The organism is Paenibacillus pabuli, from assembly GCF_039831995.1.
GTDB lineage: Bacteria > Bacillota > Bacilli > Paenibacillales > Paenibacillaceae > Paenibacillus > Paenibacillus pabuli_C.
The window spans coordinates 314,075-328,954 of sequence record NZ_JBDOIO010000003.1 but is presented as its reverse complement, the minus strand read 5'-3'; the positions used below and the strand labels follow the sequence as shown (position 1 = coordinate 328,954).

The 14,880-nt window shown below is 45.8% G+C and carries 14 protein-coding genes and 2 pseudogenes; 4 read left to right on the top strand and 12 right to left on the bottom strand.

Features of this window, described 5'->3' with window-relative positions:
* Position 1: 1 nt before the first annotated feature.
* The 3 genes from ABGV42_RS03785 to ABGV42_RS03775 form a co-directional block, all read right to left on the bottom strand.
* Entirely contained in the window at positions 2–1,132 is a 1,131-nt protein-coding gene (locus ABGV42_RS03785; protein WP_347380444.1) for a response regulator, read from the bottom strand.
* Positions 1,129–2,889: a sensor histidine kinase gene (locus tag ABGV42_RS03780; protein ID WP_347380443.1), complete on the bottom strand. Its 1,761-nt coding sequence runs from the start codon at positions 2,887–2,889 to the stop codon at positions 1,129–1,131. Before ABGV42_RS03780 ends, ABGV42_RS03785 begins: the two co-directional genes overlap by 4 nt.
* A 159-nt stretch (positions 2,890–3,048) precedes the next feature.
* Positions 3,049–4,992, bottom strand: a complete 1,944-nt coding sequence (locus ABGV42_RS03775; protein ID WP_347380442.1) for a glycoside hydrolase family 127 protein — start codon at positions 4,990–4,992, stop codon at positions 3,049–3,051.
* Between the two features lie 141 nt (positions 4,993–5,133).
* Between ABGV42_RS03775 and ABGV42_RS03770 the strand changes: the two genes are divergently transcribed.
* Positions 5,134–5,979, top strand: a complete 846-nt coding sequence (locus ABGV42_RS03770; protein WP_347380441.1) for an AraC family transcriptional regulator — start codon at positions 5,134–5,136, stop codon at positions 5,977–5,979.
* Positions 5,980–5,996: 17 nt separating this feature from the next.
* Here the strand turns inward: ABGV42_RS03770 and ABGV42_RS03765 are convergent, their stop codons facing one another.
* The 7 genes from ABGV42_RS03765 to ABGV42_RS03735 form a co-directional block, all read right to left on the bottom strand.
* Complete coding sequence (locus ABGV42_RS03765; RefSeq protein ID WP_347380440.1) at positions 5,997–6,452, bottom strand: EVE domain-containing protein; 456 nt, start codon at positions 6,450–6,452, stop codon at positions 5,997–5,999.
* Positions 6,452–7,009 (bottom strand): DinB family protein, encoded by a 558-nt coding sequence (locus tag ABGV42_RS03760; RefSeq protein WP_347380439.1) that lies wholly within the window; start codon positions 7,007–7,009, stop codon positions 6,452–6,454. The genes ABGV42_RS03765 and ABGV42_RS03760 overlap by 1 nt, the downstream gene beginning before the upstream one ends.
* A gap of 68 nt (positions 7,010–7,077) precedes the next feature.
* On the bottom strand, positions 7,078–8,025 hold the full coding sequence (locus tag ABGV42_RS03755; protein WP_347380438.1) for a helix-turn-helix transcriptional regulator: 948 nt from the start codon (positions 8,023–8,025) through the stop codon (positions 7,078–7,080).
* A gap of 129 nt (positions 8,026–8,154) precedes the next feature.
* Positions 8,155–9,171 carry an alpha/beta hydrolase family protein gene (locus ABGV42_RS03750; protein WP_347380437.1) on the bottom strand — a complete coding sequence of 339 codons (1,017 nt, stop codon included), beginning with the start codon at positions 9,169–9,171 and terminating at the stop codon, positions 8,155–8,157.
* 34 nt (positions 9,172–9,205) lie between these two features.
* The gene (locus ABGV42_RS03745; protein WP_347380436.1) at positions 9,206–9,841 is read right to left on the bottom strand and encodes a GNAT family N-acetyltransferase; all 636 of its coding nucleotides are present in this window, start codon (positions 9,839–9,841) and stop codon (positions 9,206–9,208) included.
* Positions 9,838–10,638, bottom strand: a complete 801-nt coding sequence (locus tag ABGV42_RS03740) for a MerR family transcriptional regulator (RefSeq protein WP_347380435.1) — start codon at positions 10,636–10,638, stop codon at positions 9,838–9,840. The genes ABGV42_RS03745 and ABGV42_RS03740 overlap by 4 nt, the downstream gene beginning before the upstream one ends.
* Positions 10,639–11,184: 546 nt before the next feature.
* Positions 11,185–12,078 carry a putative RNA methyltransferase gene (locus ABGV42_RS03735; RefSeq protein WP_347380434.1) on the bottom strand — a complete coding sequence of 298 codons (894 nt, stop codon included), beginning with the start codon at positions 12,076–12,078 and terminating at the stop codon, positions 11,185–11,187.
* 369 nt (positions 12,079–12,447) lie between these two features.
* On the opposite strand from ABGV42_RS03735, the pseudogene ABGV42_RS03730 reads away from it, so the two are divergent.
* Positions 12,448–12,647, top strand: a pseudogene (locus ABGV42_RS03730) (FAD-dependent monooxygenase); the annotation flags it as partial.
* Positions 12,648–12,809: 162 nt separating this feature from the next.
* On the opposite strand, the gene map reads toward ABGV42_RS03730, so the two are convergent.
* Together map and ABGV42_RS03720 are read right to left on the bottom strand one after the other, a co-directional pair.
* Positions 12,810–13,550 carry a type I methionyl aminopeptidase gene (map, locus tag ABGV42_RS03725; RefSeq protein ID WP_347380433.1) on the bottom strand — a complete coding sequence of 247 codons (741 nt, stop codon included), beginning with the start codon at positions 13,548–13,550 and terminating at the stop codon, positions 12,810–12,812.
* Between the two features lie 102 nt (positions 13,551–13,652).
* Positions 13,653–13,844: pseudogene (locus ABGV42_RS03720) on the bottom strand (VOC family protein); the annotation flags it as partial.
* Between the two features lie 172 nt (positions 13,845–14,016).
* On the opposite strand from ABGV42_RS03720, the gene ABGV42_RS03715 reads away from it, so the two are divergent.
* Together ABGV42_RS03715 and ABGV42_RS03710 are read left to right on the top strand one after the other, a co-directional pair.
* Positions 14,017–14,205 carry a hypothetical protein gene (locus ABGV42_RS03715; RefSeq protein WP_347380432.1) on the top strand — a complete coding sequence of 63 codons (189 nt, stop codon included), beginning with the start codon at positions 14,017–14,019 and terminating at the stop codon, positions 14,203–14,205.
* Positions 14,206–14,332: 127 nt separating this feature from the next.
* Positions 14,333–14,788 (top strand): CBO0543 family protein, encoded by a 456-nt coding sequence (locus ABGV42_RS03710; RefSeq protein WP_347380431.1) that lies wholly within the window; start codon positions 14,333–14,335, stop codon positions 14,786–14,788.
* The last annotated feature ends 92 nt before the right edge of the window (positions 14,789–14,880 follow it).

Sequence of the window (14,880 nt, the reverse complement as noted above, 5' to 3'; positions counted from 1 at the left end):
CTCACCTTGGGGCATTGCGGTATTCGCTTGGCAGCATGCCTACCTGCTCACGAAAAATCCGGCTGAAGTATTTTTCATCTGCATAGCCCGTATGCTCCGCAATCCAGACAATCGGTTTAGCTGTTTTGGTGAGGTAGTCCTTCGCTTTGCCCATCCGGATCTTGCGAAGGTATTCGTTAAAGGAGTAGCCGACCATTTCCTTGAAGCATTGATTGAAATAACTGCGGCTAAGATTGACCCGCTTCGATACATCGCTGGCGAATAAAGGTTTGTGCAGCTCGTCATGTATGATTTTGACGGCGGTCATAATACTGCTGCTTACCTCCTTACGCAGATACTGTCCACCCGATAAATGAAGCGCTTCTGCCCGAAAGTTCGCCATCCATGCCACCACCTCATTCCATGAGGCAAAATGAACAGGCGTGGTCATTTCCGTGTGGACGATGTATTTGAACGTGCGGTTCCATTCGGCTGTTATGCTGTAAAGCAGCTGCATCAATCGGGGCACGGGCAATCTCATCGTTTTCAATTCGTGCAGCAGTTCAATCATGTAACCCTCCTCATGAACCCAGCGAAATGATTGCAACTTGTCCTTAATGCTCCCATCGCCCACTTCAACGAATGTTGACCCAGGCTGTTCACATTCGCAGTCCAGTTCGTTCACTGCTCGAGTACCTCGTTCAGGCTCTCCATAAAACAATGCATCCTTCCCGGATACACCAGCGGCATCGTCATTTGACCGTTTTCGCCTGTCGGCCAGGATACGACCATGGATGCGCCCAAGCACTTCCTCGAACCGTTCTTTCTCAAGCTGTACTTTGGCAATGTAATCGATGGCGCCCAGACGCAGTGCTTCCTGAATGTATTCAAAATCCTGATGGAGGGTCAGGACCGCAATGGGCAAATCCGGGTACTGCTTGCGGGCAACGCGGATCAACTCGATTCCTGACATAACCGGCATGGCCAGATCAGTAATCAATAGATCGACGTGGTTTTCAGACAGGAATTCAAGTGCCTTCTCTCCGTTCCCCGCTTCGCCAACGACCTTCATTTCAAATCTATCCCAAGGCATTGCGAGCATGAGCCCTTTGCGCACCAGTTGATCGTCATCGACGATTAGCACATTGATCATGATGATTCCTCCCCTTCACATTGAATTGGCAGCTCAATGACGATCCGGGTTCCTTGCCCCAGTTCGCTGGATACGCTCATGCTGGCATAGCCTTCATAATAAGACTCCAGCATACGCTTGACATAATTCATGCCGATCCCCATGCCGACCCGATGACGTTCGGCCTGTTCTTGTTCCAGCAGCGCTTTGATTTTCTCTTCGGAGATACCCTTGCCGTTGTCGATAATCGAAATTTCAAGCCGATCGTTGTGCCTGCTTACTTCGACTTCGATCCTTCCCTTGTCATCCAGCCCATGGTACAGCGAATTTTCAACGAGCGGCTGCAAAATAAACCTCGGCACGGGTACGTTAAGCAGTTCGTCATCGATGTGTATGCGAACATCGAATTGAAAATTATAGCGGATCTGCTGCAAGATTAGATACTGCCTGAGCGAGTCAATCTCTTCACGTATGGTTGAGCTCTGGCCACCCTTGCGCAAATTGTAATACAGCAGCTTGTTCAGCGAAGTCACGAGCCGGTCGATCTCCTCCTGTCCATTCATGACAGCCAACCAGTGCGCAGTATCCAGCGTATTCATCAGGAAATGCGGATTGATCTGGTAGAGCAGCTTTTCAATTTCGAGGTCCGCCCTACGTTTCTCTTTTAACTCTACTTCGGAATATAACCTTGCAATGTGGGATTTCATTCGCCCGAATTGCGTCAGCAGCATTTCAAATTCCGGTATGCGCGAGTTCGCATCCACCACGTTGAAGTTGCTGTTCAGCATCAGCTTCATTTCCCGGTGAAATTGGGACAAGGGCCGATATACCATTTTCCACAGCAACCAGCCGATGGCCAAACTGACTGCGGCGAATAGCACGGTTAACAGAACCATCTGCATCATCCAGCGGTTTTTCTCCTGATCGTAATCTGCTTTCGATACGAGCGAAACCACGCTCCAGCCCTGGTTACTGTATTGCCTGTACCAGTAATAGCCCGAAGCGATTCCCGAAGTTGCTGAAGCCTCTGAGAGCCCGCCAGAAACCGGAAAAGTCGCGTTTTCGGGAAAAGCATCCCTTAATTCGCTGTACGAGACCCGTCCGTGATTATCCAAAATGAGATGGGCCGTATTTTTGCTGACATCGTCCAGATCAAGGATACTCTGGGTAAGATTAAATCCAGTTTCGATATATACATAGGCATCCTCCCGTTCGGGCAGATCCACCTTGCGCAGTGCAGAAAGAACATATTGATCGTTGAACCTGTCGTTACTGATATGGGGTCCAAAATAGGTGATTCCGTAATAACTCGCCATGATCGGCAGTTTCTCCGGATTGAATGAATCCTTGACCCCCATGGTTTCAAAGAGATAGGTACCGTCTTTACGAAAATAATACATCGATAACCCGATATTGGGATTGGTAAACGCAATCAGGTTCAGCTGGTTTTTGATCTGGTCGGTCAAATAACTGCGATCATAAGGCTGATCCGCAAGCATGAGCTGCTCCAGCTGTTTACCAATGCTTCCTTCGAAGGCGAGCTGTTGAGATACATGGTTGAGGTTACTGAGCGTGTTTTCCAAGGAAAGCGTCACCTGTTTGAGGTTGCTCTGGATACCGGATTGCAATTTGGTCGTCAGAATGGAATGAATTGTTCGGTAAGACAGGTAGCAGGATAAGAGGAAAGGAATGAGGGCTACGGCCGCAAAAAGCAAAAGAATTCGATTTTTCAACGTAATTCGTTCGATACGGGACTTGGGTACATGTTCTGTATTCATGCATTCATCTCCGCTTCCGGGTTTCGGGTGTGCCAGACATGGCGGAAGGCCCCCGATAATATACGAGGGACCTTCTGTCTTGCCAGTATTGAAACCACGCGTTATGTTCAGCTGCCATTCTAGACATTTAACGTTGGAGTTGCTTGGATGACCCACGCTTCAGTTGCGCAGCCAGACGCTCATTTCACCCGGTTCACGGTTCCCCCACAGATAATAAGGAATGGCTGTAAAACGTACCGGAATGCGAGGTTTGTGGATCGGTTGGTACGGTTGATCCTCTGGCCATGCTGACCCATCCGCAGTTAGTCCGTCGCCCTCAACAACAACGCATCCGCCAAGTAAATTCGGTGCATCACGCTCCGTTAAGTTCGCTGCCTCGGCAATGGATAATGAAGCGAGCGGCGCTCCGTTATCCGCCTCTTCCACGCAATATACAAGTGGTCCACGCTGAATGGCTGCTTTGCCAGCATCAGCCCGAATTTGCGGATGAGCTTCAATCAAGTGCGTTTCCAGCGGCAGCAACCATTCCAATGAATCTCCTTCCGCCCAAAGTCGGTGGATATGAGCATAACCTTTGTTCAATGTATATGCCTGTTCTTCGCCATTCACTCGCAAAACAGGCTGCCCGCTCTGGAACCAGTTCGGAATCCGCAGCGCGAGTGTGAATGTAGCACCATCTGAGCTATCTGGAGCAAGCGAGATGCCAAATTTAATTTTGCCATTCCAAGGAAGCTCGGAATATTGACTCAGGGTGACTGCCCGGCCTTCGGTTGACGGGAATTGTACCGTACTGCCAATGTATAAATGAACATGAACCGCGTTCTCTTCCGCAGATACATCATAGATATAATCGTTGAGCGAGCTAAGCAAACGGGCCACGTTTGGCGGGCAGCAGGAACAGCCGAACCACTTCTGGCGGACTGGTTTCACATGATGTTTGTCCGGATTGCGCATGCTGGCCTCGGGCCATACTTCAAGTGGATTGACATAGAAAAAGTGTTTACCGTCCTTGGACATGCTGCCAAGCACGTTGTTGTACAGCGCACGTTCCATCACGTCCGCATACTCACTCTTCGCCTCCAATCGGAGCATCCGACGTGCCCAGAAGATAAGTCCGATGGAAGCGCAAGTTTCCGCGTACACCGCGTCATTGGGCAGATCATAATCGAAGGTGAATGCCTCACCCAGATGCGTTGCTCCCACGCCGCCCGTAATGTACATCTGTTTGCGGGTTGTATTGGCCCACAGCCGTTCGCAAGCCGCTCGCAAGCTGTCATCCTTCGTCAAGTGGGCGAGATCGGCCATGGCCGTATACATGTAAACGGCACGTACGGAGTGTCCAACCGCAGCTGTCTGCTCTCGTACCGGTAGATGTGATTGATACATCTCCAGATTTGGCGAGCCTTGCGACCAGATGCCTGTTCTGCCGCGCTGTTCCCATTCCAGGACGAAATAGCTTGGGCTGCTGCCCCGCTCATCAATGAAATATCGGCTTAGATTCAAATAACGTTCCTCTCCGGTCGCGTGATACAGCTTGACCAGAGCCAGTTCAATCTCCTGGTGCCCGCAATATGCCCGCTTCTGATTCTCCCCTGTACCGAAAAGCGTGTCGATTAAGTCAGCGAAGCGGCATGCAATGTCCAGCAGTTTACGTTTACCCGTTGCATCAGCGTAGGCCACCGCAGCTTCGATCAGATGTCCGGCACAGTACAACTCATGGGCCTCATACAGGTTAGTCCACTCTTTGCCCGGTTCCTTGATCGTAAAATAAGTATTAATGTACCCGTTATCGCGCTGAGCCTGACCAATCAGATCGATTGCTCCGTCCGCAATATTCTCCAATTCGGAATCAGGATGACTCCGCAGCGAATAAGCAACCGCTTCCAACCATTTATATACATCACTATCCTGAAACACCCATCCACCGAATTCTCCCTGTTCCAGACCGGCCGCGATTCGGAAATTTCGGATGGCATAGCTGGGTTCCGCCCCTTCAATCCGATCATTCAGCGCCTCCCATTGATAAGGGATGACCGTTTGACGTACCAGTGCGGAATAATCCTCCCAAAATTGGTCTCGGATATGAACCTGTGTTGTCTGCATGATATGTACCTCCTATATTAATTGACTCTTTACGAACTCAATTATATGCTTGGTATTACTGACTTAATAGGAATGGAATGAACCATTTTCTATAAAATATGACACAGGCGAAAGGGTGTGATCGTTCTGGGCGAAGACACCATGATTGAACTTCAAATGCCCCCACTCCCCTATTATTTGGGATCGGGCCTGACGGAGTATAAAAGCGGGGACCAACATCCCCATCGCAGCAACATCGGGGCGTATGATTTGCTGATCCTTGTCCGCGGAGAGATGTACATCGGCGAGAATGGATCACAATGGACGTTAACAGAGGGAGACATGCTGCTGCTGGTGCCTGATGGAGAACACTATCCTCTTCGGCCTTGCGATCAGGATACCGTTTTTTATTGGGTTCACTTTGAGCATGCACCCAGACGGGATGCACCTCTGGCAGAGCAAGCGGAGAACAACCCGTCACCCTATTCAACCAGGCCATTTATTAATCCTTACACGCTGCGATTGCCTAAATACATGCATTTGCCTGACTCACGGACGGTGTTTGGTATGGTAGAACAACTGCTTGCCCAGCCGTCCACCCTTTCCTTTTGGCAGGAACAGCAGCTTCTTGGAGAGCTGCTCAGCTTGCTTGAAGAAGGAAGCTTCGGTCCAACGGATTCAGTGGCTTCCCGATTAGCCGAACGGACGGCGGCTTACCTTCAGGCGAACTATCAGGAAAAAATCACCAATGAATCCATTGCGTCCGCCCTGCACTTTCATCCGAACTATATTGTTCGATGTATGAAGGCGAGATACGGATGCACGCCATCCGATTATCTGCAGCAGTTTCGGCTGGAGAGGGCCAAACGCCTTCTGGTGACGACCGATTGGTCCATTGAACGAGTCGCCGAGGAAGTGGGTTTTCGTTACTCCCCGTATTTTTCGTCCTGCTTCAAACGGGAATTTGGCTTTTCTCCGTTGCAATTTCGCAGGCAATACTTGAAATAAGAGAGAACAAATTCATTTCAAATTCTGAAATCCTCACGATCGATCATGGAGCTAGCTATCGTCATAAAATCTTGAGCCCCAATTTCAAAATGTCCTTTGCGGAATGTAAAACCCCAATTGCGATTTCCGCGTGTAAAGTCGAGTTCGTTTAACAAAGAGGCAATCTTTACTTCTCGACACGGAAAGTAACGGATATTTCGGCGAAAGGGTACAAATGATTCCGTCATCTGATATGTATAGACTTGGTTGTCCGTAACCTGGCCAATAGCGGTAAATGCCTGAAGTGGCTTCCCTGTCGACATGTCTGTACGGGGAGAATAGTAGATCAGCCAATCACCTGGAGACATCAGCCGCAGTGCTGCCGCCTTGCCGTGGCACAACTGGGCAAATCCGCCTTCTACGCCTGCGTTGACATGAGAAGCAGATACAACGCCAATCCAGTATCTGCTTTCCTGACTTGTTATACCCACCATTAGACATCCCCTTCTCTCTGGCCCATGTCTAATTTCGTTTTCAAACGATCCAGTTGCAAAAAGTGATGTCTGTAATGCATTTCAATCAATAAAAACCACTCCTGAGCGTTCAGTGCTCCAAGACTTGGATGAATGACCTTATCCGTGACTGGCGATTGACGTAAAACAGCTTCCATATCCCTCATTCCTTCTGTGACCCGATGAAGCCCTTCTATCAATTGCTCCACGTTCTCGGGTGACTTTGGCGTGTAAAGCGGCGAAGCAGGGACCTTAATCCGAATGGGAGGGAATTGTTCTTGTTCAAACACCCTTTCCCCCAGCTCTGTTTTACCCTTATTCGCGTTCACCATCGGTTCGCTGTGGACCAAACATTGCTCCATATTATGCAGGTGCATAAAGAGCGCTGATTGAATCAAATGCACATACATCTGTCCAATGGACCATTCCTCCTCATCCATCTTTCTATTTAATTGCTCCATATCGAGCAGTTTTAATTCTGCCAAATACCTTTCTACAGAACTTTCAAAAGAATTCAATACATGCAGTGTGTTTCTCATCCTTCCAGCAACCCCTTTTCATCTTAGATATATTCAAAGTATAAAAAAGCACTACTGACAGGGGTATGTCAGTAGTGCTTTAAAATATTTTTCGCAACTTCCTGAATTCGCAAGCGCAAAGACTCCGGCTCAATCACTTCGACATCACCACCCCATCCAAGTAAATGATGCATTAGTTCCTCCGTATGCCGGACACGTAAATGAAAAGTCACACCTTCCATATGATCCTCTATGGATTCAATATAAAAGTTAACATGTTCTATGATCTTGTCTGCAATTTCAGGGTTTGCCCTGATCAATACCCGTTCATTCCGATCATCAGACGGCCGATAATTGCTTAAGTCAAAACCATCCGGCAAAAGAAAGCGGTCCTCCATCACATGAACTTCTGTCATTCGGGACAATCGGAAATGACGAATGTCTTGTCGCATATCGCAGTGTGCGATTAAAACCCAATGTTCATGCAAAAGGGATAATCCATACGGAGAAACCTCCCGGAGATTGCTTCGATTCCCATCTGGCCCCGGCATTTTTTTTCGGTACATAAAACGAATCTTGCGACGTTCCAAAATGGCGTTACGTATTTGCTTCAGGTACGTTTTAACCCTCTCACCAGTTAACGGCTCACTTCCATGAAGAAGTCGCATCGTTTCCCGAACACGTGTAGACTCGTTTCGAACGGATTCTGGCAAAATAGCTTCAATTTTACGTTGAGCCGATTTGGCTTCATTCGCGTAAGTTCTATCCAATCTCTGTTCAATAAAATCAGCCCCCATGAGCAGGGATACAGCTTCTTCTGCAGTGAAGCTAACCGGGGGAAGAAAATATCCTTTCATTAATGAGTAGCCCTGACCAGGTGCTCCTATAATCGGCACCCCAGCTTCGCTTAGTGCTTGCATATCCCGATATATCGTTCGCACACTGGTCTCAAACCGGGAAGCCAGATCTTCTGCCCTTAGCGTTTTGCTGCGCTGTAATTCAAGGGTGATAGCTAGGTGCCGCTCCGTTTTATTCATACTTCTATCCTCCGCTTATCCATCATCCAAACTGCATTCATTCTATCATAGTGAATTACCCTTTATTTTCATAGGGTGGAAAAGTTCATGAGTGAGACCGTGATTCATCCAAGGATGCTTATGGAAACCTCATTTAGTTGGAGAAATGGATTGCAGGAAATCAGCGATTTCTTCCATGTATCCCTTCGACGTGATGTTCCTTGGTGCAAACAAGCTGATCAATAACGCACGCGCTTGGGAATCGGCTGTCGAAGTGGAGAGCATGGAGTGCTCCGTGTTCGGCAGGACTTTAACTCGCAGTAATTCGGATGGTGATACATGTTCCCTGTAAACTGCTTCTGTTTCTTTCACGTCAACGTTAATATCATGATCCCCTAGCATCAGTAAAACAGGGGAATCGAAATTGGCTATATCCTTTGTTGCGTCTGAGGTATAGTTCAGGCTCACGAACTTCCAGCGTTCTCTGGACATCGCCTCTTTTTGCCCAGCGACGCTCACATATTGTTCATAAGAACTGCCTGTCTTTAGCAGCGCTTTGATTCGGTTATCCTCATTCACCTGCTGCTCAATCTCATTCAAGGAGTGTCCTTCCTTAGCCATTGCACTACGCGTGTTATATTCTCCCTGCGTCAGCCAATTGATTGCCGGAGAGACAAGAATGCTAAAAGCCAGAGGCTCTTTGCCAGCCAGTTTAGGAATCACCCATCCAGCCTGACTTGCCCCCCATACGCCAATGCGATTGGCATTAATTGCAGGCTGCTTCCTCGCCCAGGCCAGCGCCTGTCGTGCTTCCTCCACTCGATCATCCATACTTTGGTCCAGCCAGCTGCCTTCTGATCCTCCGATCCCTCTCTTGTCGAGCGAGAGTGACGCATAGCCAAGCGCAGCAAGCCGTTCCCAGAGCGGTTTATATCCATCATTATGCGTCGCATCAATGGGACCGTCTCCATGAATGAACAATACGAGTCCAACCTTGCCGTTATATTTCTGAGGTAATGTGAGTATCCCCGTCAGTTTGCCTTGAGGTGAATCAATCTCTACAGCTTGTTGGACCATGTTGAAGCTATTCTGTAGTAAAATAGTTGTACCAGCTCCTCCCATCAACAGCAGGATGATCAGGAGCGATATTCCCCATTTCTTTTTCACGTATCGTCTACATCCCTTTCTTCCCTAGAGTTACCTATCCTTCGTATATCATGTAATTCCATTCCTGTTCACCCAGCAGCCACGTCATGAATAAGCTGCGCTGTACTTCCAACGTCCGGAATCCCATGCGTTCATACAGTCGTTTGGCTCGAACGTTGCTCCCTGACACATGAAGGCTTGTATAACGGATTTCCGGTCTTGTCATTGCTTCACGAAGCGCCCATTCCAGCAACGATTGGCCCACGCCTGATCCCCGAAAATGTTGATGGACGGATACATCCGCAATATACATTTCCCCACGTGCCGGACGATGACTCAAACATGCCAATCGTACAGCACACCCTAATGCTTTTCCCCATCCAGCTCTTTGAATTCCTTTCCATAAGGGGAGCAGATCCGTCACTGTTCCACTTGGACGCTTCTCGCCTGACCAAGACTGAAACTGCAGAGACAGACTGCCAATGACGGAGCTTTCCTGTAAGGCAACGATGCGCTGGCCATTTCCCCGTTGTTCATCCAACATGAGAAACCATTCTAATAACAACAGTAACTGCGCGTCTTTCAGCCCTGTACCAAGTTTGCTGGAGAAGCCTTGAAACAGCAGTTGACTGACTGAAGCTTTGTGCTCCTCTTTCATTCGCTCCATGTGAACGATAGGATGGATGATCATTGACTCTCCTCCGGTTTCGGCGCATCCTTGCCGTAGGGATTAACACACGCGAGCAGCTCGTAATATATGCTTTCTTGGGTGAATAGAGACAGATACGACTTCTCCACAAGAATTCGTGGTCCGGTTAGAAAAAGGGAGCTGCCATCGGCGTAGGCCTGAAACTGATTGAAGTGTTGCTCCAATTCTTCGTCGTCTTGTATCGAGAAACGGTAAGATAAATACTCGCCAGCTGGCAAAACCATGTCTCCTTCCATGTCATGCACTTCCGTGCACAGCAATACACGATGGTTTCCCTCATACACGTAATGAATGTCCGCTTCAAACAACTCTGGCAGCGTATCCCTCTGCTGAGCCAACATTCGAGCATCCAGTTCGCTCTCCATGTCCATTTCGAACCAAGAAGACAGAACAAGCTGATTGCGTTGAATAACCTGGAAAGAAGCGTTCTCCTGCCCATAGCGCTCGTTCTCATCCAGCACCTTACGGATAAAGCCGCTTAACGTTCGCAGCCTGTCCATCTCGGCTTCCATCTTGGATACCGACTGTACAAGTAATCCCTGCATGTCATCCGGTGTACCTTCTTCCCTCCAAGTCCGGATGACTTGTACGGACAACCCGACTTTACGGAGAAGTAAAATATGCGCCAATCGGTAAATCTCGTGGATGCCATACATGCGATATTGATTTTCATCTATGTAAGACGGGAACAATACGCCTTTTTCCTCAAAATAACGAATTTGTTGGACTGAGACACCCATCAGTTTGGCAAACTCACTAATTGTAATTTCCTTTTTCAACTCTTTTCCTCCCCAAACTCCTTGACTATAAATCTAAGCTTATACCTTAGGTCTGACCTAAGGTCAAGTTGTGAAAAAATCGTTGAACAGAGACAGCATTGAATAGCAACGTATTGATTCATCAGAGAATTGCTATTTCAATATAAAAAGACCATCAGATGATGGTCCCGCATTTTGCTTTATAGTTACGTGTGCAACATCATTTCAGTATCACTCTATTCGTTTCTCGGATTTAAATAAAATCGGACGGGTCTACTTGTGTCTCCCCAGTACCTAGTAATGGCCTACATACATCCAAGGCACGATAGGCGGAGCGTTCCAAGTAACAGCTCCTTGCCCACAAAATCTGAAATCAACAAATGCATCAGCCTAGAGCCCACCTTATCATCCCCTTGATTCATTTCAGATGTTCTTATTCCAATGATAGTACCACATATTGGGATTAACGCTCAAAATACTTCGATGTTCCCTGAACAAAAACAGCCGATCCATTGATCGGCTGCCTTGATGAAGGCTTTGGTATTAGTTAATCGTAAATGCAGACCACTAATTCTGTGATGGTATCATACCCACTAATATCTTAAAGTCCATAGTAATTTTTCTCAGATCCATCCGTAAAATCTGTTCTCTGGACTCTTGTGAAGCCCCCCAAGATAACGGAGTCATCTCAAGCAAAGGTGGAATGAGGTGCTCACTGAGGCTAACTTGATATTGAATGTTTTCAACAGCTATTAAATTGAAGCGTTCGTTGAAATAACGAATTGTAGGTGTATTGGAATAAACCTGTTTATCTGTACCTTTGTAAAGGATGTCTCTTAATTCAGCTAGATAATGCTGTTCAGGAATAACTTTAATCAACAAACCATGATTCGTGAGCAATCTCTGGAATTCGGAATAATTGGCTGGGGAAAGAATGTTTATGATGAAATTGAATTGCTGGTTAGCCAATGGGATGTTTGCAATGTCTGCAACACACCACATGGCTTTTGAATATTCCGCTGCAGCAAGGCTGATCCCCTCTTTAGAAATATCGATTCCTACAGCCAATATAGGGTTACGTTTTTTCTGATTTATTTTGGTTTGTATTCTATTCAAATGAGAGCCTTCTCCGCAACCTGCATCCAGTATACGTATTGGTTCATTGTCCTGGAGGTGACTCACGATAATATCACTTACCGCAGCTTGCAAAGGATTAAATAACCCGCTCTGGCTAATTATTCTTCTCATTTCAAAGATTTGTTTGTCATACTTAGAGTTTGTCGAGCGTGAGGAAAGATTGATATATCCTTGCTTCGCTATATCAAAACAATGCTGATTGATACACACTAAACTTTGTAAGTGCATCACTTTCATCTGTTGGCTGCATATTGGGCAACTAAATATCTCCAGCGAGTCTTTGATTCTCTCTGCACGAATTAACTTTTTACTTTTTTTGAACACAAAAAAGCACCCTTTCATTCGTATTAGGTCAACGAAAAAAGGCACAGTCAAACAAACCCGGCATCTTGTTTTAAAAATTCCGGGGTATGTGAGCTGTACCTGTCATTACCTTAAACGAATGAATTGGATGATCATATTTAAGCGCTCCTTATATTGAAAAACCTTAAAGCACTTAAATAGTAACATGTTTCGCATGTAAGGGGAACTACTATGGAGTATAAAACATGTCACTATGGATAAGCTGGATCCTCTCCCAGTCACCTGTATCGGCTGGGTCTGGAGTACGATGCTCCAATATGCCTGGTTTTGCATCGCGTTGCAGCAAAGTGTCCATACTACGTACCAAATATGTATAAGGAAGAGACTCAAATGAGCGGTAAATTGTACTGGCCGACAACAATTGCTAATCCCCCTCTTATCCTAAGCTGGAGGAGGACATAGCCTGCGATGTACTCATTATTGGCGCTGGAAGTTCGGGTGGCCAGTGTGCAAATATCCTTTGTGACCAGGGTATGTCCATCGTAGTTGTCGACAAGAGAAAAGTTGGAGAAAGTAGTACCCGCATTAATATCCAGGTAAACTAGAATAGAAACAACCTGCTGCCCCTATTGATTCGGTACAAGCCTGAAATAACATGCCCAGGTTCTTGTCTTGCCTAAAACAAGAACCTGGGACACAAAAAAAGCCGATTTCACAAAGGAAATCGACCTTCTTCAACGCTCTTGAGCTCATTACTCTGTAATAATAATGGGACCATTTTTAGTCAGGATAATCGTATGTTCGATTTGAGCCACATAGCTTTTTTCTGTAGCAAAAGTCCAGCCATCCTTCTTCTGGTATACTTCTTCTTCAGAGGTTGAGATAAACGGCTCAAATGCGATTACCATCCCTTCCTTCAGCAATTCATCATCCGATGTATCGTTGTAATTATAAATATGATCGGGTGCTTCATGGATTGTACGTCCAATGCCATGTCCTGTAAGGTTTTTAATAACTGTTAATTCATGTTGTTTTGCAGTTTGGAATACAGCTTTTCCGATCCCGCTTTTTTTGGAGCCGGGTTTTGCTTTTTTAAGACCTGCTTCAAATGCTTTTTTTGCAACGTCGCATATTTTCGTTAATACTTCTTCTCCTTCACCAACTACAAAGGATATTCCCGTATCTGCAAAATAACTATTCTTTGAACCAGATACATCTATGTTAACGATATCTCCTTCCTGAATAACACGCGGTCCAGGAATTCCATGCGCCACTTCGTCATTAACACTGATACATGTATACCCCGGAAAATCATATTCGCTTTTTGGAGCTGATACGGCCCCTTCTTTGGCAAAGAGCTCTCCAGCTATATCATCGAGTTCTTTCGTCGTTACGCCCGGAATTGTTCGTTGTACCAATTCATCCCGAATAGCCGCAACAATTTTACCAATTTCCTTCAAACCATTAAAGTCTTCTTCTGTTTTTGCAATCATCTTTTCCTACCTCACTATCTTTTATCATCAATGAACTTCATCAATGTTATTCTCTCGAAAAACTCACACAATGTAAATGGGTCCCATAACGCTAAGCTAAACCTACCTGACTCGTTTGGAGATGGGATGATCCTTGTTCATTTCCAACAGATCCCACAAGTTACCATATAAGTCTTTAAATACAGCAACTATTCCGTAAGATTGTTCTTTTGGTTCTCTAACAAATTCTATCCTTTTGGAGACCATTTCATTATAATCTCTCCAAAAATCGTCGGTGTTCAGAAATAGAAAGATGCTCCACTTTGAACCCCTTTAGTGTAAACCATTCATTTATAATAACGCAAAGAAACGCGCTTAACTATCCCGCCAATGCGGATTTAATTTTTTGTAAGGTAATAATTTCTTCGTATTGGTTCATTCTATAAAGATGTATCTAAGTACTTTGCAGAGAGAAGGCTATCAGAGATTGAATGGGTTAAATGAATGGCTCAAGCAGATTGCACATAATTACGTTCTGATCGTTATTGCGGCAATATTATTTTTTGCAGTTAAAGCCGTAATCGGGTTTATTACGTATCGGCACTATGATAAAAAATTAGAGATGTTAAACCAAAAACTCAATACCCTTCTTGAGGATAAAAATAAAACGGATTAACGGGTACAGTGGCTAGCTGTCTTAAACCATATTCCCTCCTTACTCCTTAGCTTCATTCTTTATAAAATGTACAAGTCCAGTCAATAATAAGAAATTGTTACAGTTGATGAATATGAGGAGGGATTGTATGTTAGGGAATATTATTCTGGGTTTTATTATTCCTGTTCTAATTGGTGGATGGATCTTACGAAGACATCCCAAAATCCTACTTGTTTTTTATCCGTTGGGAGTAGCTGCTTCTTCTTGCATCAACGATGTTGGTTTTAACTTTTTCTGGAATATCCTCCCTAACTCCAATAATCAGTCCTATACCGCTCTCCCAATGGATCTGGGCATCTACCCCATCTCAGGGTGTCTCATGATGCTTGCAATCCTCAAAAAAGGCGCAAAACCCTGGCTGGCCATATTAATTACATCTTTAATTCTAACCCTCATTGAGTGGTTGGCAAAAGAAATGGGAAGAGTGGTGTACTTCAATGGATGGAATATCTACTGGACTGCCCTCTCCTACATTCTTCCTTTACTTCTAGCGTACGTTTACGGCCTTCTGTTCAAGAAGGTATTTGTATATCCAGAACAATAGAAAGGGATTCAAAATCTTTCCTGCGCCAGATCTCTGGCTCAAACTTAGACAACAACGAAAAAAAGAAAAGCCCCCAAAGGGGCCGTAAATCG

Coding starts and splice junctions, on each gene's coding strand:
- ABGV42_RS03785 (WP_347380444.1), bottom strand. CDS start 1,132: ATGATCAATGTGCTAATCGTCGATGACGATCAACTGGTGCGCAAAGGG.
- ABGV42_RS03765 (WP_347380440.1), bottom strand. CDS start 6,452: ATGGTGGGTATAACAAGTCAGGAAAGCAGATACTGGATTGGCGTTGTA.
- ABGV42_RS03780 (WP_347380443.1), bottom strand. CDS start 2,889: ATGAATACAGAACATGTACCCAAGTCCCGTATCGAACGAATTACGTTG.
- ABGV42_RS03775 (WP_347380442.1), bottom strand. CDS start 4,992: ATGCAGACAACACAGGTTCATATCCGAGACCAATTTTGGGAGGATTAT.
- ABGV42_RS03755 (WP_347380438.1), bottom strand. CDS start 8,025: ATGAATAAAACGGAGCGGCACCTAGCTATCACCCTTGAATTACAGCGC.
- ABGV42_RS03745 (WP_347380436.1), bottom strand. CDS start 9,841: ATGATCATCCATCCTATCGTTCACATGGAGCGAATGAAAGAGGAGCAC.
- map (WP_347380433.1), bottom strand. CDS start 13,550: ATGATTGCAAAAACAGAAGAAGACTTTAATGGTTTGAAGGAAATTGGT.
- ABGV42_RS03710 (WP_347380431.1), top strand. CDS start 14,333: ATGTTAGGGAATATTATTCTGGGTTTTATTATTCCTGTTCTAATTGGT.
- ABGV42_RS03770 (WP_347380441.1), top strand. CDS start 5,134: ATGATTGAACTTCAAATGCCCCCACTCCCCTATTATTTGGGATCGGGC.
- ABGV42_RS03760 (WP_347380439.1), bottom strand. CDS start 7,009: ATGAGAAACACACTGCATGTATTGAATTCTTTTGAAAGTTCTGTAGAA.